The sequence below is a fragment of the Streptomyces sp. S3(2020) genome (assembly GCF_013044505.1).
GTDB lineage: Bacteria > Actinomycetota > Actinomycetes > Streptomycetales > Streptomycetaceae > Streptomyces.
In genome coordinates this window covers 1-17,729 of record NZ_JABERD010000078.1, presented here as the reverse complement: position 1 = coordinate 17,729, position 17,729 = coordinate 1, and the positions used below count along the sequence as shown (strand labels likewise).

Below are 17,729 nucleotides of genomic sequence, written 5' to 3'. Positions count from 1 at the left end.
TCGCTGACCCAAGGAGGCCGCTCGATCAGTGAGCGGCCTCCTCGATCTCGGCCAGCAGGGTGCGGGCCTGCCCGGTGCGAGGGTGCTCCGGATCCAGGAACCGCTCGCAGTCGGCCAGCGCCCGGCGTGCCGCCGCTTCCGCTTCGCTCCAGTGTCCCAGAGCGTGCAGGGCGGCAGCTGTGCCCATGTCCAGGCGCCCGCTCTGCTCACGGACCCGGGGTGGGGTGAATCGGCGGGCCTCGGTGAGGGCTTCGGTGTGGCGGCCCTGGCCGTTGAGGCTGTCGACCAGGCCGCAGTGCAGGGCGGCGAGGGAGCGTCTTTCGGAGCGGGGGAGGTTGCCGCGGGCGATGGTCTCGGCCTCCTCGTGACGGGCCTGTCCGCACAGCGCGTCGATGAGGTTGGCCAGCACGAACAACTCGATGCTCAGCACCTGCGTCACCGGCTTGAGCCGCGTCAGTTCACGCAGGAGGACCGTGCCTTCCGCCTCGGCCTCACCGTAGCGCCGCTCGGCGTTGAGGACGCGCATACGGTTGCCCCGCACCGCCAGCAGGAGCAGCCGCTCCGGCCCGGTCGTCCCGTCCAGCTCCGCCGCGAGGGATTCCATCTCTTTCAGCGCCTGCGCGCCACGCCCGAGGACACAGGCCGCGGACGTGGCCATGAACCTGGCGAACCGCCCCAGTGCGAGACCCCGGGAACCCCTGCGCAGCCGCCCCGCCCTCGCTTCGAGGACCCTGGCCCCGGCTTCGGCCTCCTCGAACCTGTCCTCGTCCCAGAACCGGTAGAGGCGCTCGATGTCGGCCTTGTCCCGCGCATGGCCCCATATCGCCCATGTGATCTCCACAGGCGGTGAGGCTACGGCATCCCCATGGGAGAGGGCCCGCCGCCTCGACAGGCAGCGGGCCCTCTCCGGGAGGATCGGCCGTCAGGCTGTCGTCCACCACACCGTCGTGTCGGACGGGACCTTCGTCTCGCCGTCCGCCTCCGTGAGTTCACCGCTGGTGAGCAGGACGCGGCCGTAGGACGGGGTGGTCACCGACTCACCCGTGGTGTTCGCCACGCACACGAACTCGCCGCGGCGGAAGGCCAGTACGCCCTCCGGCGCCCGCAGCCACTCCACCGACTCACCGGCGCCCAGGTCCGGCTGGGAGCGGCGCAGCCCCAGTGCCGTGCGGTACAGCTCCAGCGTCGAGCCCGGCACCCCCGTCTGGGCCTCCACGCTCAGCTCGGCCCAGCTCGTCGGCTGGGGCAGCCAGCTGCCGCCCGCGCCGAAGCCGTACGACGAACCCTCCCGCGTCCACGGGATCGGCACCCGGCAGCCGTCGCGGAAGCCGTCCTGGCCGGCACCCCGGAAGTACGCGGGGTCCTGGCGGACGTCGTCGGACAGGTCCACCACGTCCGGGAGGCCCAACTCCTCGCCCTGGTAGACGTATGCGGAGCCCGGCAGCGCCAGCATGAGCAGGGTCGCGGCGCGAGCGCGACGCAGGCCCAGCTCCCTGTCGCCCGCCGTGCGGATCTGGGTGCCCAGGCCCGGCGGGTTGGCGAAGCGGGTCGCGTGGCGGGTCACGTCGTGGTTCGACAGCACCCAGGTCGCCGGTGCGCCCACCGGGGCCATCGCCTCCAGCGTGCGGTCGACCACCTCGCGGAGTTCCGCCGCGTCCCACGCGGTGCCCAGGTACTGGAAGTTGAAGGCCTGGTGGAGCTCGTCCGGGCGGACGTAGTTGGCCGTCCGCTCGACCGTCGGTGTCCATGCCTCGGCCACGAAGATGCGCTCGCCGGAGTACTCGTCGAGGATCGTGCGCCACTGGCGGTAGATGTCGTGCACGCCGTCCTGGTCGAAGAACGGCATGACATCGTTGCCCAGCAGCTTCAGCTGGTCGTGGTCGCCGAGGTCGGGGAGGCCCTCCGCCTTCACCATTCCGTGCGCCACGTCGATACGGAAACCGTCGACGCCCATGTCCAGCCAGAAGCGCAGGATGGAGCGGAACTCGTCGCCGACCGCCGGGTGTTCCCAGTTGAAGTCGGGCTGCTCGGGCGCGAAGAGGTGCAGGTACCACTCGCCGAGCGAGCCGTCCGGCTCGGTGACCCGGGTCCACGCGGGGCCGCCGAAGATCGACTCCCAGTCGTTGGGCGGGAGTTCGCCGTTCTCACCCTTGCCGGGGCGGAAGTGGTAGCGGTCCCGCAGCGACGATCCGGGGCCTTCGCGCAGGGCCCGCCTGAACCACTCGTACTGGTCCGAGGAGTGGTTGGGGACCAGGTCGACGATGATCCGCAGGTTCAGCTCGTGCGCGTCGCGGATCAGCGCGTCCGCGTCGAGCAGGTTGCCGAACATGGGGTCCACGGCCCGGTAGTCGGCGACGTCGTAGCCGGCGTCGGCCTGCGGGGAGGCGTAGAAGGGGCTGAGCCACACGGCGTCGACGCCGAGGTCGCGCAGGTACGGGAGTCGGGAGCGTACGCCTTCCAGATCGCCCATGCCGTCGCCGTTGCTGTCGGCGAAGCTGCGCGGATAGACCTGGTAGATCACCGCGTCCCGCCACCAGTCGCTGCGCTGGGCTTTGGCGGGGGTCGGTGCCTGGGCGGTGGCGTAGTGCTGCTGGCTCATGGCGTCCTTGATACGTAAGGGGGCATGGGGGGGGTCGTCAAGTGGCGAGGCGGCCGCGGTGTCAGCGGGGTCGGATGGACACCGCGGCCGCCTCGGGTCTGAGGGTGGTGGGGCAGGGGGGCGCTGCCGAACCGGCGTCAGCCCTTCGTACCGCCCGCGGTGAGGCCGGTCACCAGGTTCTTCTGGACCAGGTAGAAGAACGCGGAGACGGGTATGGCGATCAGCACCGCGGTCGCGGCCATCAGGTTGCGCTGCGCGTCGTGCTCGCTCACGAAGCTCTGCAGGCCGACGGCGAACGTGTACTTCGTGTCGGACAGCATGAACGTCGACGCGAACGCGACCTCACCGAACGCGGTCAGGAAGCTGTAGAACGCGGCGACCGCGAGCCCCGGCTTGGCGAGCGGAAGGATCAGCCGGGCGAACGTGCCGAAGGGGGTGAGCCCGTCGACGCGTCCGGCCTCGTCGATCTCGAACGGGATGGTGTCGAAGTAGCCCTTGAGCAGCCAGGCGCAGTACGGCACCGCGGTCGTGCAGTACACGAGGACGAGCCCGAGGTAGCTGTCGACGAGTTGCAGGTCCGAGAGCATCTGGTACATCGGCACCATGAGCACGGCCACCGGGAACATCTGGGTGACCAGAAGGACCCACATGAACTTCCGGTAGCCCGGGAAGCGCATCCGGGAGACGGCGTAGCCCGTGGTCGCGGCGATCAGCACGCCGATGACGGTGGTGCCGAACGAGACGATCAGCGTGCTCTTCAGCCAGTCGAAGAACGCCGTGTGCTGGAGGACGAACGAGTAGTTGTCGAACGACATCTTGTCCCAGATGCCGCCGGGGTGGAGGTAGTCGTCCTTGTCCGGACCGAGGGACAGGAAGATCAGCCAGACGATCGGGAACAGCGCGATCAGGCAGGCGACGATCAGGATGCCGTGGGAGACGAACGAGCCGGCGAGGCTGTTCTCGCCGCGGCGCCGGACCCGGCGGGGGGCGTGCGGGGAGCGCTGCTCGCTCGCTTCGGCGGGGGTGTCGACAGTGGTCGTACTCATGGGGACTCCTGCCTCAGATCGCGAGCTGCTGGTCATTGCGGTTCAGCCAGCGGCGGTAGAAGGAGGTGAAGACGATCAGGATGGCCAGCAGCAGGATGCCGTAGGCGGCGGACTGCGCGAAGTCGCGCGGCTGCTGTCCGAAGCCGAGGAAGTAGGCCCATGTGACCAGGATCTGGGCGTCGGGGGCGGTGTTGCCGAACAGCAGGAAGATGACGGCGAACTGGTTGAAGGTCCAGATGACACCGAGGAGCACGACGGTGGAGCTGACGGACCTGAGGCCCGGCAGGGTGACGTGCCGGAAGCGCTGCCAGGCGGTGGCGCCGTCCATCTCGGCGGCCTCGTAGAGCGAGGCGTCGATGGACTGGAGCCCGCCGAGCAGCGAGACCATCATGAACGGCACACCGCACCAGGTGTTGACCATGATCGCGGCGAACCGCTGCCAGAAGGTGTCCTCCAGCCACAGCGGTGTCGGCAGATGGAGGGTCTCCAGGAAGCTGTTGATGACGCCGCCGTCGGCGAGCATGAAGCGCCAGCCGAACACGGTGACGAAGGTCGGTACGGCCCACGGCAGGACGAGGATCAGCCGGTACAGGGTCCGTCCGCGCAGCTTCTGGTTGAGCAGCAGCGCGAGGCCGAGGCCGAGGCAGTAGTGCAGGGTGACACAGAGTGCCGTCCAGACGATGGTCCAGATGAAGTGCGACCAGAAGCGGTCGTACGCCGTCGGGCCCCACAGGATGTCGGCGTAGTTGTCGAGCCCGATGAACTTGTAGGTGGCGTCGATGTGGTTGACGCCGATGGTGCGGGCCGTGTTGAGGCTGTTGGCGTCGGTGAGGGTGAGGTAGACGCCGTAGATCAGGGGGTAGAGCACGAGGACGCCGAGCACGATCGCCACCGGGGCGATCATCGCGTAGGCGTACCAGTGCTTCTGGTAGCTGTGCTTGAAGCGTTGGCCCAGCCCGGGCCGCGGCGCGCGGTCACCGCGGCGCTTGCCGGTGGCGCGGTCGATGGCGACTGTCATGTTCGACACCTTCTGGGAGTTCTACGGCACTGAGAAGTGGCTGGGCGCAGGCCGATGGCCGCCGGATCTCTCCCCCCATGTCGGGAGATCCGGCGGCCATCCGGGCTCACTTGGTGAAGTCCGGGACCAGCTTGGCGATGGAGGTCTCAGCGGTGCTCAGACCCTTGTCCAGGGACTCCTTGCCGCCGGCGATCTTGGGCAGCTCGGTGTCCAGCGGGCCCCACAGGGAGCTGTACTCGGGCAGCGCCGGGCGCGGCTGGGCGGCGGAGAGGACCGTGCCGTAGCCGGCGATGCCCGGGTCGGCCTTGACCTCGTCGGTGTAGGCGTCGTCACGGGTGGGCAGCGTGGAGTTCTTCAGCGCGATGGTCGCCTGGGACTTCGCGGAGGTCATGAAGTTGACGAACTTCAGCGAGGCCTTCTGGTGAGCGGCGTCGGAGCCGGCGTAGACCGAGAGGTTGTGGCCGCCGGTCGGGGCGCCCGCCTTGCCGGTGGAGCCGGCCGGGACGGTGGTGATGCCGAGGTTGTTCTTGTCCTTGAACGCGGCGCCCTTGTAGAAGTTGGTGATCTCCCACGGGCCCTGGATGATCGCGGCGACCTTGCCGTTGACGAACGCGTCCTGGATGTGGGCGTAGGCGTCGGCGGTGGTGTCGGCCTTGTGCAGGCCCTTGCCGGAGAAGAGGCTCAGCCAGGTGCCGTACGCCTTCTTCGCGGCGTCCGAGTTGACCGTGATCTTCTTGGCGTCGGCGTCGACGGTGTCGGTGCCCTCGCCGTAGAGGAAGGACTGGGCGTAGTAGGCCTGGGTGGAGCCCCAGTAGCCGTCGACTCCGGTCTTGTCCTTGATCGTGGCGGCGGCCTTCTTCAGGTCGTCCCAGGTCTTGGGGGCCTCGACGCCGGCCTTCTCGAAGAGCTCCTTGTTGTACACGAGGGCGAGGGTGTCCGTGACGATCGGGACGCCGTACGTCTTGCCCTCGTACTTGGCCTGCTCGATCAGGTTGGGCTTGAACTTGCTCTCGTCGGCGAGGGCCTCGGTGCCGTCCAGCGGCAGGAGGTAGCTCTTCTTGGCGAAGGCGGGGGTCCAGCCGACCTCGGAGCGCAGCACGTCCGGGGCGCCCGAGGCGCCGGCGGCGGTGTCGAACTTGTTCTGCGCCTGGTCGAAGGGGACGTTGACGTACTTGACCTTGACGCCCTTGTTGGCGGCCTCGAACTCCTTGATGAGGGCCTTGTACGTCGGCGCCTCATTGGTGGCGTTGGAGGTGTCCCACCAGGTGATGGTGACCGGGCCGTCGGCCTTGTCGCCGCTGTCGCTGTCTCCGCCGCAGGCCGTCGCCGCGAGGGCGAGGGACGCCACCAGCGCGGTGGCCGCTATGCCACGCCGCATGAGTTCTCCTTGAGGGTGAAAGCCCGTGTGTGCGGGGATGGCCCCGTCTGCCGCCCCGCATGTGCAGGGGGCGGTCCCGTCCGCCGTCCCTGCCGCTGTCCGACCGCGCCGTTGCCGCCGCCGGGCGTGGCCGAACGTAACAGCGATGTAAGCGCCGCGAAAGGTCTTGCAGCAAAAAAGTGCAAGACGACACTGAAGTTATCCGGGCGTGACCTGAAGGCAACTGCCGTGAGACGCTTGTTTACAGCGGTGGGACGGTCCACGGCGGGTTGTGCAAGACTCTGCAAGCTCTTGCCATCACTTTCACGAGGGAGCGCGATGACGCAGCAACCCGGCTCCGGACGGCCAACAGGCCGACCGCGACGTCCATTTGGTGGGCAAGGGCAGAACCGGCCGGTACAGTCCAATCCCGTGACCACACGGCTTGCCGACATCGCTGCTCAGGCGGGGGTCAGCGAAGCGACCGTCAGCCGCGTCCTCAACGGGAAGCCTGGCGTCGCCGCCACCACCCGCCAGTCCGTGCTGGCCGCACTCGACGTCCTGGGCTACGAACGCCCGGTCCGTCTGCGGCAGCGCAGCGAGGGCCTGGTGGGCCTGATAACGCCGGAGCTGGAGAACCCCATATTCCCGGCGCTGGCCCAGGTGATCGGGCAGGCGCTGACACGGCAGGGCTACACCCCCGTCCTCGCCACCCAGACCCCGGGCGGTTCCACCGAGGACGAGCTCACCGAGATGCTCGTCGACCGGGGCGTGGCGGGCATCATCTTCGTCTCCGGACTGCACGCGGACACCTCCGCCGACATGCAGCGCTACGAGCAGCTGCGCGGCCAGGGTGTGCCGTTCGTGCTCGTGGACGGCTTCTCGCCGAAGGTGCAGGCGCCCTTCATCTCCCCCGACGACCGCGCGGCGATGACGCTCGCGGTGACGCATCTGATCTCGCTGGGGCACACGAGGATCGGCCTGGCGCTGGGCCCCAAGCGGTTCGTGCCCGTGCAGCGCAAGATCGAGGGCTTCGTCCGCGCGATGCAGGACCAGCTGGGCCTGGCCGCGCAGACGGTCGAGACGGAGCTCGTCCAGCACTCCCTGTACACCCTGGAGGGCGGTCAGGCGGCCGCCACGGCACTGATCTCCCGTGACTGCACGGCGGTGGTGTGCGCCAGCGACATGATGGCGCTGGGCGCGATACGGGCGGCCCGCCAGCTCGGTCTGGACGTGCCGAAGGACATCTCGGTGGTCGGCTTCGACGACTCCCCGCTGATCGCCTTCACCGATCCGCCTCTCACCACGGTCCGCAAGCCGGTGCCGGCGATGGGCCAGGCCGCTGTGCGCACGCTCCTGGAGGAGATCGGCGGGACGCCCGCCCCGCACAGCGAGTTCGTGTTCATGCCGGAACTGGTGGTGCGCGGTTCGACCGCTTCGGCCCCTGGGGACCGGAATCGTCCTTGAGGCGGAGAATCCGGGGTTCTGCGGCCATGCGCTGGTAGGAGTCCGGGGACTCGTCTCGCCGTAGGACATGCGTCCCGGACCCGACCGAGGGATGATCTGGGGGCAAGGGCTTTTCTGGCAGACTCTGTGTCCATGGGTGATTCGACCGTGACGACACTGGAAGGTCGCGAAGAGGCCGTTCCCCAGCCTGTCGCGGCCGATACGAGGCCGGGCCTGCTGCGCCGGCTACGCACCCCGCGCCGCCCCCGCCTGTGGTTCGAGATCCTGCTGATCGCGGTGAGTTACTGGACGTACTCACTGATCCGCAACGCGGTCCCGGAGCAGAAGGCCGAGGCGCTGCGCAATGCCGACTGGATCTGGCGGGTCGAGCACGACCTGGGGATCGCGGTCGAGCAGTCGGTCAACCACGCCGTGAACTCGGTGACTTGGCTGATCGTGGGCATGAACTACTACTACGCGACGCTGCATTTCGTGGTGACTCTGGGTGTCCTGGTGTGGCTCTTCCGCTACCACCCCGGCCGCTACGCGGCGACGCGGATGGTGCTGTTCGCGACGACCGGTGTGGCCCTGGTCGGTTACTACCTGTATCCGCTGGCCCCGCCCCGCCTGATGAACGGCGGCGACTTCATCGACACGGTCATGGTCCACCAGACGTGGGGCTCGATGGCCTCCGGCGACCTCAAGAACATGTCGAACCAGTACGCCGCGATGCCGTCCATGCACATCGGCTGGTCCCTGTGGTGCGGCCTGACGATCTTCGCGCTGGCGTCGGTGCCCTGGGTGCGCGTCCTGGGCCTGCTCTATCCGACGGCCACCCTCGTGGTCATCGTCGCCACCGCCAACCACTTCTGGCTCGACGCGGTGGGCGGCATCCTGTGCCTGGCGTTCGGCTTCACGGTGGCACGCCTCTGGTACGGGGCCCTGCCGTACACCCTCCCCCGACTGGTACCGGAGCTCAGCCGCCCTCAGCCGCGGCCCGCATCGCCGCGATGAACGCCGTCAGCGCCGGCTGGGGCGGGGCCGTCTCGCGCAGTGCCGCGTAGATCGAGCGCGCGGGCTCCGGGCCGCGCAGCTCCCGTACGACCACTCCCGGCCGGACGCCGACCCCCAGCCCGAGCCGGGGGATGAGGCTCACCCCGAGCCCCGCCGCGACGAACCCCTGGGCGGTGACGTAGTCCTCGCTCTCGACCACGAACCGCGGCCGGAACCCCGCCGCCTCGCAGGCGCTGAGCTGGGCGTCGAGGCAGGGACCGGGCCATTCGCTGCCGACCCAGGGTTCCCCGGCGAGGTCGGACATCTCCAGGTCGGGGGCGTCGGCCAGCCGGTGCCCTTCGGGCAGTACCGCGAGATACGGATCGTCGAGCAGGTGCAGCAACCGCACCCCCTCGTGCCCCGCGGGCCCCACGACCAGAGCCAGATCCGCCCGGCCCTCCCGCACGTCCGGCAGCGGGTCCTCGGGGTCGATGAGCTTCAGCTCGATCTGTACGCCGGGGTGTTCCGTCCGCAGCCGGGCGACCGCCGGGGCGACCAGGGACGCGCCCGCCGTCGCGAAGTACCGCACCGACAGCCGGCCCGTCCGCCCCGCCAGCAGATCGGCCAGCGCGGTCTCCGCCTCGGCGACCTGGCGGCTGATCGTGTCCGCGTACCCGGTCAGCAGCAGTCCCGCCGCCGTGGGGCGCACGCCTCTCCCGACCCGCTCCAGCAGATCCGTCCGCGCCTCCTTCTCCAGCGCGGCGATCTGCTGGCTCACGGCGGAGGGCGTGTAGCCCAGCGCCGTCGCCGCCCCCGTCACCGACCCGGTGTTCACCACGGCCCGCAGCACCTGCATCCGACGCACATCCAGCATGTAGCACAGCTTAACAACTCATCAAGAACTCTTCACTTGTCCTCACGCGTCACTTCTCGGACCGTAGAGGCATGTCTCCCGCCTCCACGGTCCGCATGGCCGTCCTCGCTCTCCTCTGGGGCTCGGGGTTCCTCTGGATCAAGCTCGCCCTCAACCACGGCCTCTCCCCGGCGCAGATCACCGTCGTCCGCTGCGCGCTGGGCACGGTGACCCTGCTGGTGCTGGCCCGCGCGGCCGGCCAGCGGCTGCCCCGCTCCCGGGCCGTCTGGGGCCATCTGGTCGTGGCCGCGCTGTTCTGCAACGCCATCCCGTTCGCCCTGTTCGCGGTGGGTGAGCAGCATCTCGACTCCGGCATCGCGGGCGTGCTGAACGCGACGACCCCGCTGTGGTCCCTCCTGATCGGCCTGCTCCTCGGCACCGACCGAGGCCTGCACCCCGTACGCCTCGCCGGTCTCCTCCTCGGCTTCGCCGGAACCGTCCTGATCTTCGCCCCCTGGGATCGGTCGGGCCTGCTGAGCTGGAGCGCGCTGGCCCTGCTGGGGGCGGCCGCGAGCTACGCGGTGGCGTTCGCGTACATGGCCCGCAAACTCACCGACAAGCAGGCGCCGATGGCGATGTCGGCGGCACAGCTGTTGATGGCGACGGGGTGGACGACGCTGTCCCTGCCGGTGGCGGGCCCGGTGGACGCCGATCTCACGGCGCTCCTCGCGGTGACCGCCCTGGGTGTCCTGGGCACGGGCGTGACGTTCTACCTCAACTACCGCTTGATCGCCGACGAGGGCGCGACGACGGCGGCGACGGTCGGCTACCTGCTGCCGGTGGTGTCGGTGTCGCTGGGTGCGGTGCTGCTGGACGAACAGGTCGGGATCCGGGTGTTGTTGGGCATGGTGGTCGTACTAGTGGGGGTGGCCATGACGCGCCCCATAGGGGCGCGGGGCTGTGTTGAATCTGCGGCTACCGCCGCGCGGGCGCGACCAGCCACGACGGCGCCGCAGCCGAAATCCGGAGCTCACGCCCCGTAGAACAACGCCTCCACAACCCCCCGCGCCCTGCGCGCAGTCCTCCGGTAGTCGTCCAGCATGTCCCCCACATGCCCAGGCCCGTACCCCAAGTACCGCCCTACGGCGGCCAGTTCACGCGGGTCGGAGGGGAAGGTGTCCCCGGCCCGCCCCCGCACCAGCATCACCGCATTCCGCACCCTGGTCGCCAACACCCAAGCCTCATCAAGGATCTCGGCATCCTCACCGGCGATGAGTTCGGCGGCGCAGGCCGCGGCCAAGGCCTCCCGCGTCCGCGTCGTCCGCAGCCCCGGCTCCTCCCACCCGTGCCGCAACTGCATGAGCTGCACGACCCACTCGACGTCGGACAGCCCACCCGGCCCCAGCTTGGTGTGCAGCTTCGGGTCGGCGCCGCGAGGCAACCGCTCCGACTCCATACGGGCCTTCAGCCGCCGGATCTCCCGTACGGCGTCGTCCCCGAGCCCCTCCGCGGGGTACCGCAGCGGATCGATCAACTCGATGAAACGGCTCCCCAGGTCCGCGTCACCGGCGACGACCTCGGCCCGCAGCAGCGCCTGCGACTCCCAGACCAGGGACCACCGGCGGTAGTACGCCTCGTACGACTTCAACGTCCGTACGAGCGGCCCGGACTTGCCCTCGGGACGCAGGTCCGCGTCGATCAGCAGGGGCGGGTCGGCGCTCGGGATCTGGAGCAGGCGGCGCATCTCGGAGACGACCTTGTTGGCGGCCTCGGAGGCCGACTGCTCGGGCACTCCGTTGCGCGGCTCGTGGACGAACAGGACGTCCGCGTCGGAGCCGTAGCCGAGTTCGTGGCCGCCGAAGCGGCCCATGCCGATGACGGCGAACCGGGTGGGCAGGGTGTCGCCCCAGGTGTCGCGGACCACCGCGCGCAGGGTGCCCGCGAGGGTCGCCGCGTTGAGGTCGGAGACGGCGCCGCCGACCCGGTCCACCAGGGCGCCCTGGTCGGCCTCGGCGGGCTGGGTCTCGGTGCCGTAGGAGCCGACGATGTCGGCGGCGGCGATACGGAACAGCTCGCGGCGGCGTACTCCGCGGGCCGCGGTGACCGCCTGAGTGGCGCCGTCGGCACGGCTGACCCCGGCGAGGATCTCCTGCTCCAGCGCGGCCCGGCCGCGTGGTTCGAGCCCGCCGTCGCTGTCGCCCAGCAGCGCGACGGCTTCCGGGGCGCGCATGAGCAGATCGGGGGCGAGGCGCCCGGCGGACAGTACGCGCGCGAGGTTCTCGGCGGCGGCGCCCTCGTCGCGCAGCAGCCGCAGATACCAGGGCGTCTTGCCCAACGCGTCCGACACCTTGCGGAAGTTGAGCAGGCCGGCGTCCGGGTCGGCGGAGTCGGCGAACCAACCCAGCAGTACGGGAAGGAGAGTTCGCTGGATCGCGGCCTTGCGGGTGACGCCGGAGGCGAGCGCCTCGATATGGCGCAGGGCCGCCGCCGGGTCCGCGTACCCGAGCGCCACCAGCCGCTCCCGGGCGGCCTCCGGGCTCAACCGGGCTTCCCCGGGCGCGAGTTGGGCGACGGCGTCGAGCAGCGGCCGGTAGAAGAGCTTTTCGTGCAGCCGCCGTACGACACTCGTGTGCCGCTTCCACTCACGGTTCAGCTCGACGACCGGATCCGCGCGCAGGCCCAGGGAGCGGCCGATACGGCGCTGGTCGGCCTCGTCCTCGGGGACGAGGTGGGTGCGGCGCAGCCGGTAGAGCTGGATGCGGTGCTCCATGGAGCGCAGGAAGCGGTAGGCGTCGTCGAGCTGTACGGCGTCGTCGCGGCCTACATAGCCGCCGGCGGCGAGGGCCTGGAGCGCGTCGAGGGTCGTGCCGCTGCGGAGGGAGGCGTCGGCGCGCCCGTGCACCAACTGAAGCAGCTGCACGGCGAATTCGACGTCGCGGAGGCCACCGGGGCCCAGCTTCAGCTCACGCTCGACCTCGGCGACGGGGATGTTCTCGACGACCCTGCGCCGCATCTTCTGCACGTCGGCGACGAAGTTGTCGCGCTCGGCGGCCTTCCAGACCAGGGGTTCGAGGGCGCTGACGTACTCCTCGCCGAGTTCGATGTCGCCGGCGACCGGACGGGCCTTGAGGAGTGCCTGGAACTCCCAGGTCTTGGCCCAGCGCTGGTAGTAGGCGAGGTGGCTGGCGAGCGTCCGCACCAGCGGGCCGTTGCGGCCCTCGGGCCGGAGGTTGGCGTCGACGGGCCAGATCGACCCCTCGACGGTCGTCTCGGAGCAGATCCGCATCATGTGCGAGGCGAGCTTGGTGGCGGAGCGCAGAGCCTTGCCTTCGTCAGCCCCCTCCACCGCCTCCCCCACGAAGATCACATCGACGTCGGAGACGTAATTGAGCTCGTGGCCACCGCACTTGCCCATCGCGATGACCGCGAGGCGGCACAGCGCGGCGTCGTCGGAGGCGGCGGCGCGGGCGATGGCGAGGGCGGCGCGCAGGGTCGCGGTGGCGAGGTCGGCGAGTTCGGCGGCGGTCTGGGCGATGTCGGTGGTGCCGCACACGTCACGGGCGGCGATGGACAGCAGACAGCGCCGGTAGGCGACGCGGAGCGCGACCGGGTCGGTGGCCTCGGCGAGCCCCCGCTCGAACTCCTCCACCCCCGGGTGCAGGTCGCGCGGCTCGTACGTGACGAGCGCCTGCCAGTCCCCGGCATGCCGGGCGAGATGCTCGGCGAGCGCGGCGGAAGCACCCAGCACCCCCAGCAGCCGGTCGCGCAACGGCTTGGCCGCTATCACCGTGTCCAGCAGCTCACGATCGGGCTGCGCCTCCAGGAGCCGTACGAGACCGTGCAGCGCGAGATCGGGATCGGCGGTGGCTCCGAGGGCTTCGAGCAGCACCGGATCATTGCGTACGGCGGTGAGCTCCCGGCTCTCCAGCAGGCGCTCGGCAGCCGAGGGATCGGTGAACCCGTGCCGCAGCAGCCGACTGAAGGTACTGCTCCTGCGCCCCGGCGCCGTCATCCTCGGCCTCCTCCGATCAAGGTCATACGTGCTTGAGCGTAACCGGAGAGGGGGTGAGAAGCGCCGGGGCGGATCGAGTGGGTGTTTCCGGGTGGGGCTGGGGTGGAGAGGGCGACCGGGCCAGGACGCGGCGGGCGGATGCCGGGTCAGCGAGTCAGCGGGTGAGCACCACGGTGGCCGGGCGGGACGGGTCGGTGAGGACCTTGTCGCCGGGCATGCGGCCCGGGGCGGTGGTGCCTTCGAGGGGTGGCAGGAAGGCGGCCGCGACGGGGTGGCCCGCGAGGGGGACGTACACCCGTTGGACGGTGCCGGGGCTGCCCTTGCCGGGCAGGGTGGCGTACTGGACGTCGAGGCAGCGGGCGCGCAGCCGGGTCAGTACGGCCGTCACGGACGCGCCCGGCTCGACCGACGGGAGGACCAGTTGCGAGGGCTTCTCGCACCCGGGATCGCCCGGCGGCGGGACGGGCTGTCCGGACCGACCCCCGTGCGGTCCGGACAGGGTCAGGCTGCTGAGGTCGCCGACGGTGCCGTTCGTGGTGTCGACGCGGATCGTGTCGTCGCGCAGCCACTGGAGCGGGTGCCCGTCGAGGTCGGCCAGCACCCAGTCCGCGGTGTCGACCAGGAAGCCCGTCTCGACCGCGGACTGCTCCGGCGGTTCCAGCCGCCGGGGCGCCCGCCCGCGCGAGGCCCGTTCCGTACGGTCCTCGGGCCAGTGCCGCAGCACCACCAGCAGACTCCCGTCGGGGCGGGCGAAGGGGTGTGCGCGGCCCGCGCGAACGGTGTAGGACCCGGCCGGGGTGACCGCCTCGCGGGAGGTCCCGTGGAGCTGGACGCCACCGCGGGGGCCGAGCGTGAAGCGGACGGTCGTGAAGGCCTCGGCCTTCCCGGGAGCGGCCTCGGGGGCGGCCTGCGTGGTCGCGGCCTCGCAGCCGGTGGCGAGGAGAGCCGCGACGAGGGTGACGGCGCCCGCGGCGAGGACGGAGGCCCTGTGCGGACGTGGGTGGCCGCGACCGTCGTAGGAGCGCGAGGGGCGCGAAGGGCTCAGGTGGGGACGCATGGATACCTCCGTCTCTCCCGGCAGCCGAAGTGCTGCCCAGGTCGACGATGCTCCGGTCGGCTGTCCGGGCCCATTCGTCATTTGGCGAATCCCGGTGTTCACGGGCGGCGCGGGAGTACGTTCGCGGGAGGCGGGGACCGTCCTCGGGAGGCACCCATGACGACGGCGGAAGTGCATCTACGGCGTATGGCGGACGTCCTGGCGGAGGCTCGCCAGGACCTCTCGGACGGGTTGCCGCCGATGTCCCTGCTGTGGGGGCTACAGCGTCTGGTCCCCTGTGACGCCGCCAGTTTCTGCGAGCTGGACATCCCGACCAGGCGGGAGCTCAACAGCCAGGAGACGGTCGACGCGTACGAGGACTGCTCGATGGACGCGTACTGGCGCTGGCGCCACCAGCACCTCCAGTGCCTGCAGGTCTGCCGGCCGCACGACGCTCCCGAGACGACCCAGATGGCGGACTTCCTCTCGGTGCGGGAGCTGCGGAATCTGCCGATCTACACCGATTTCCTCGCCCCGCACCCGAACATCGCGGACATCGCGCTGCCCACCGCCCCGAACCGCACCCGGGTCTTCCAGTTCTTCCGCACCGGTCCGAAGCCGTTCACCGACCACGAGATGACCACCCTGACGCTCATGGCTCCCCATGTGTACGACATCTACAAGGAGGCCGCCCGCAGGCGCCGGCCTCCCGTGCGGCTGACCCACCGGGAGCTGGACGTCCTGCGCTGCGTGGCCCGGGGGCTCAATACTCCGCAGATCGCCGAACAACTCGTCGTCTCCCCCAGCACCGTCCGCAAGCACCTCGAGAACACCTTCGGCAAGCTGGGGGTGTCGAGCCGTACGGCCGCGGTGGCCCGGGTGTTCCCCGACCCGGAGGTGCTGTGACCGATGGCTTCCGGACCCGCGAGGGGGCCTGCCCTTGCGAAAGGGTCCGAGGCGCTGAAGCTCCGGAACGGCGGCTTCCACCGTGGTGCCGGGCACGCTTTCGTCTTCTCGGTGGCGCCCCGCGCGGTTTTCGGCTTCGGTAAGGGGGAGCCGCTCAGCCAGACCCGCTGGCGGTTCGACTGACGTCGACAAGGGAGTCAACGCCATGGACATGACCCTCGAAGTGATCCTGCTGCCGGTTTCCGACGTGGACCGGGCCAAGGAGTTCTACCAGGACAAGGTCGGTTTCCACGTGGACCTCGACGGCGAGGTGATGGAGGGCGTACGCATCGTCCAGCTGACCCCGCCCGGCTCGGGCTGTTCCATCGCCCTGGTCGACGGCCTCCAGGTCCCCACGGGCACACCGCAGCCGGGGACGTACCACGGCATGCAGCTGTGCGTCACGGACGCGAAGGCGGCGTACGACGAGCTGAAGGCGCGCGGCCTCGACGTCAGCGAGCCGGTGCAGTTCGCCCCGCAGGACGGCGCCACCTTCATGTACTTCAAGGACCCGGACGGCAACGGCTGGGCGATCCAGGAGTACAAGCGCCGCGAGACGGAACCCCTGCACCAGGTGATCGCGAAGCTGACCGGCGAGTAGCCCACCGGCGGAACCAGGCAAAGACGCGGGGGCCGACGGTCCACGACCGTCGGCCCCGCGGTGTACGCGTTCTACAGAACCGGCAGGTTCTTCCGCAGTTCGAAGGCGGTGACCTCGCTGCGGTACTCCTCCCACTCCTGGCGCTTGTTGCGCAGGAAGAAGTCGAAGACGTGTTCGCCCAGGGTCTCGGCGACCAGGTCGCTGCGTTCCATCAGGGACAGGGCCTCGCCGAGGTTCTGGGGCAGCGGTTCGATGCCCATCGCGCGGCGCTCGGCGTCGGAGAGCGCCCAGACGTCGTCCTCGGCGCCCGGCGGGAGCTCGTAGCCCTCCTCGATGCCCTTGAGGCCGGCGGCCAGCAAGACCGCGTACGCCAGGTACGGGTTGGCGCCGGAGTCGATCGAGCGGACCTCGATGCGGGCGGAGCCGGTCTTGCCGGGCTTGTACATGGGGACGCGGACCAGGGCCGAGCGGTTGTTGTGGCCCCAGCAGATGTACGAGGGGGCCTCGCCGCCCGCGCCCGCCGTGCGCTCCGAGCCGCCCCAGATGCGCTTGTAGGAGTTGACCCACTGGTTGGTGACCGCGGAGATCTCCGCGGAGTGCTTCAGCAGGCCCGCGATGAAGGAGCGGCCGACCTTGGAGAGCTGGTACTCCGAGCCCGACTCGTAGAACGCGTTGCGGTCGCCCTCGAAGAGGGACAGGTGCGTGTGCATGCCCGAGCCCGGGTGCTCGGAGAACGGCTTCGGCATGAACGTCGCCTGCACGCCCTGCTCCAGCGCCACCTGCTTCATGACCAGGCGGAACGTCATGATGTTGTCCGCCGTGGACAGGGCGTCCGCATACCTCAGATCGATTTCCTGCTGACCCGGCGCGCCCTCGTGGTGGGAGAACTCCACCGAGATGCCCATCGACTCCAGCATGGTGATCGCCTGGCGGCGGAAGTCCATGCCGATGTTCTGCGGGGTGTGGTCGAAGTAGCCCGAGTTGTCGGCCGGCGTGGGACGCGTGCCGTCCAGCGGCTTGTCCTTCAGCAGGAAGAACTCGATCTCGGGGTGGGTGTAGAAGGTGAAGCCCAGGTCCGAGGTGCGGGCCAGCGCGCGCTTGAGCACATAGCGCGGGTCCGCGAAGGACGGCGAGCCGTCCGGCATGAGGATGTCGCAGAACATCCGGGCCGTACCGGGCGCCTCGGCGCGCCACGGCAGGATCTGGAAGGTCGACGGATCCGGCTTGGCGATCATGTCGGACTCGTATACGCGAGCGAATCCCTCGATCGCGGAGCCGTCGAATCCGATGCCCTCGTCGAAGGCCTGTTCCAGTTCGGCCGGGGCCACGGCGACGGACTTGAGGAAGCCCAGCACGTCCGTGAACCACAGGCGTACGAACCGGATGTCGCGCTCCTCCAACGTCCGGAGCACGAACTCCTGCTGCTTGTCCATCTTCCGCTTCCCCATCCTTGCTGGTCAGGCCACCTGTCTCCGGTCCCGCGCGAGACGGTCGGGCACCTGAGCATCCCACCACAACACCATTTCATCCGTGTTGCGGACCATGATCGGCGGGCCGACCCCTGGGCGAACGCCTCACGTACGTCAGGTGTACTGTTCTGCCGCCCATCTTGCCTGCTCGGACCGTCATCCGTAATGCCGGGCGGGCCGGAACCTGGTCCCGCGGGGTCGGCTCCCCCCCCTCCGGCAAGAACAGGGTGACCGGGGTCGGCCCACGGGCCGCTCCGGTCACCGCCGCCGGGTCCGGGCTGCCGAGCGCGTCCGGCGCGAGCGGCGCGAACCCGGCCCGCGGCGCGGCCTGAGCGAGGGACACCGAGTGCCCGC

At 70.1% G+C, this 17,729-nt stretch carries 14 protein-coding genes and 1 pseudogene; 6 read left to right on the top strand and 9 right to left on the bottom strand.

The window, feature by feature from the left end; genetic code table 11:
• Positions 1-25: 25 nt before the first annotated feature.
• The 5 genes from HLK59_RS24385 to HLK59_RS24365 form a co-directional block, all read right to left on the bottom strand.
• Positions 26-841: a hypothetical protein gene (locus tag HLK59_RS24385; RefSeq protein ID WP_171143627.1), complete on the bottom strand. Its 816-nt coding sequence runs from the start codon at positions 839-841 to the stop codon at positions 26-28.
• A gap of 81 nt (positions 842-922) precedes the next feature.
• Complete coding sequence (locus HLK59_RS24380) at positions 923-2,599, bottom strand: glycoside hydrolase family 13 protein (RefSeq protein ID WP_171143626.1); 1,677 nt, start codon at positions 2,597-2,599, stop codon at positions 923-925.
• Between the two features lie 137 nt (positions 2,600-2,736).
• Positions 2,737-3,645, bottom strand: a complete 909-nt coding sequence (locus HLK59_RS24375) for an ABC transporter permease subunit (protein ID WP_171143625.1) — start codon at positions 3,643-3,645, stop codon at positions 2,737-2,739.
• Between the two features lie 13 nt (positions 3,646-3,658).
• Positions 3,659-4,663 carry a sugar ABC transporter permease gene (locus HLK59_RS24370; RefSeq protein ID WP_171143624.1) on the bottom strand — a complete coding sequence of 335 codons (1,005 nt, stop codon included), beginning with the start codon at positions 4,661-4,663 and terminating at the stop codon, positions 3,659-3,661.
• A 106-nt stretch (positions 4,664-4,769) separates the two neighbouring features.
• Positions 4,770-6,041 (bottom strand): extracellular solute-binding protein, encoded by a 1,272-nt coding sequence (locus HLK59_RS24365; RefSeq protein ID WP_171143623.1) that lies wholly within the window; start codon positions 6,039-6,041, stop codon positions 4,770-4,772.
• Between the two features lie 411 nt (positions 6,042-6,452).
• Here HLK59_RS24365 and HLK59_RS24360 point away from each other — a divergent pair, with 411 nt between their 5' ends.
• On the top strand, positions 6,453-7,487 hold the full coding sequence (locus tag HLK59_RS24360) for a LacI family DNA-binding transcriptional regulator (protein WP_171143622.1): 1,035 nt from the start codon (positions 6,453-6,455) through the stop codon (positions 7,485-7,487).
• Between the two features lie 132 nt (positions 7,488-7,619).
• A complete protein-coding gene (locus tag HLK59_RS24355) occupies positions 7,620-8,480 on the top strand; it encodes a phosphatase PAP2 family protein (protein ID WP_171143621.1) in 861 nt (286 codons plus the stop codon).
• Here the strand turns inward: HLK59_RS24355 and HLK59_RS24350 are convergent.
• On the bottom strand, positions 8,443-9,333 hold the full coding sequence (locus HLK59_RS24350; RefSeq protein ID WP_171143620.1) for a LysR family transcriptional regulator: 891 nt from the start codon (positions 9,331-9,333) through the stop codon (positions 8,443-8,445). The two genes, HLK59_RS24355 and HLK59_RS24350, sit on opposite strands and share 38 nt — an antisense overlap.
• Before the next feature lie 71 nt (positions 9,334-9,404).
• Here HLK59_RS24350 and HLK59_RS24345 point away from each other — a divergent pair, with 71 nt between their 5' ends.
• Complete coding sequence (locus tag HLK59_RS24345) at positions 9,405-10,355, top strand: DMT family transporter (protein ID WP_171143619.1); 951 nt, start codon at positions 9,405-9,407, stop codon at positions 10,353-10,355.
• Here HLK59_RS24345 and HLK59_RS24340 read toward each other — a convergent pair.
• Both HLK59_RS24340 and HLK59_RS24335 read right to left on the bottom strand, forming a co-directional pair.
• Positions 10,343-13,324: a bifunctional [glutamine synthetase] adenylyltransferase/[glutamine synthetase]-adenylyl-L-tyrosine phosphorylase gene (locus HLK59_RS24340; protein ID WP_171143618.1), complete on the bottom strand. Its 2,982-nt coding sequence runs from the start codon at positions 13,322-13,324 to the stop codon at positions 10,343-10,345. The genes HLK59_RS24345 and HLK59_RS24340 overlap by 13 nt on opposite strands.
• 154 nt (positions 13,325-13,478) lie before the next feature.
• On the bottom strand, positions 13,479-14,381 hold the full coding sequence (locus HLK59_RS24335) for a hypothetical protein (RefSeq protein ID WP_171143617.1): 903 nt from the start codon (positions 14,379-14,381) through the stop codon (positions 13,479-13,481).
• 156 nt (positions 14,382-14,537) lie between these two features.
• Here HLK59_RS24335 and HLK59_RS24330 point away from each other — a divergent pair, with 156 nt between their 5' ends.
• The 3 genes and pseudogenes from HLK59_RS24330 to HLK59_RS24325 all read left to right on the top strand — a co-directional run bounded on the left by HLK59_RS24330 (position 14,538) and on the right by HLK59_RS24325 (position 15,906).
• A complete protein-coding gene (locus tag HLK59_RS24330) occupies positions 14,538-15,266 on the top strand; it encodes a helix-turn-helix transcriptional regulator (protein ID WP_171143616.1) in 729 nt (242 codons plus the stop codon).
• Between the two features lie 57 nt (positions 15,267-15,323).
• A pseudogene (locus tag HLK59_RS51225) lies at positions 15,324-15,449 on the top strand (pyridoxamine 5'-phosphate oxidase family protein); the annotation flags it as partial.
• 22 nt (positions 15,450-15,471) lie between these two features.
• Entirely contained in the window at positions 15,472-15,906 is a 435-nt protein-coding gene (locus HLK59_RS24325; protein ID WP_171143615.1) for a VOC family protein, read from the top strand.
• A 71-nt stretch (positions 15,907-15,977) separates the two neighbouring features.
• Here HLK59_RS24325 and HLK59_RS24320 read toward each other — a convergent pair whose 3' ends face one another.
• Positions 15,978-17,339: a glutamine synthetase family protein gene (locus HLK59_RS24320; RefSeq protein WP_171143614.1), complete on the bottom strand. Its 1,362-nt coding sequence runs from the start codon at positions 17,337-17,339 to the stop codon at positions 15,978-15,980.
• Positions 17,340-17,729 lie beyond the last annotated feature (390 nt).

Coding starts and splice junctions, on each gene's coding strand:
- HLK59_RS24380 (WP_171143626.1), bottom strand. CDS start 2,599: ATGAGCCAGCAGCACTACGCCACCGCCCAGGCACCGACCCCCGCCAAA.
- HLK59_RS24375 (WP_171143625.1), bottom strand. CDS start 3,645: ATGAGTACGACCACTGTCGACACCCCCGCCGAAGCGAGCGAGCAGCGC.
- HLK59_RS24370 (WP_171143624.1), bottom strand. CDS start 4,663: ATGACAGTCGCCATCGACCGCGCCACCGGCAAGCGCCGCGGTGACCGC.
- HLK59_RS24365 (WP_171143623.1), bottom strand. CDS start 6,041: ATGCGGCGTGGCATAGCGGCCACCGCGCTGGTGGCGTCCCTCGCCCTC.
- HLK59_RS24355 (WP_171143621.1), top strand. CDS start 7,620: ATGGGTGATTCGACCGTGACGACACTGGAAGGTCGCGAAGAGGCCGTT.
- HLK59_RS24350 (WP_171143620.1), bottom strand. CDS start 9,333: ATGCTGGATGTGCGTCGGATGCAGGTGCTGCGGGCCGTGGTGAACACC.
- HLK59_RS24345 (WP_171143619.1), top strand. CDS start 9,405: ATGTCTCCCGCCTCCACGGTCCGCATGGCCGTCCTCGCTCTCCTCTGG.
- HLK59_RS24340 (WP_171143618.1), bottom strand. CDS start 13,324: ATGACGGCGCCGGGGCGCAGGAGCAGTACCTTCAGTCGGCTGCTGCGG.
- HLK59_RS24335 (WP_171143617.1), bottom strand. CDS start 14,381: ATGCGTCCCCACCTGAGCCCTTCGCGCCCCTCGCGCTCCTACGACGGT.
- HLK59_RS24330 (WP_171143616.1), top strand. CDS start 14,538: ATGACGACGGCGGAAGTGCATCTACGGCGTATGGCGGACGTCCTGGCG.
- HLK59_RS24325 (WP_171143615.1), top strand. CDS start 15,472: ATGGACATGACCCTCGAAGTGATCCTGCTGCCGGTTTCCGACGTGGAC.
- HLK59_RS24320 (WP_171143614.1), bottom strand. CDS start 17,339: ATGGACAAGCAGCAGGAGTTCGTGCTCCGGACGTTGGAGGAGCGCGAC.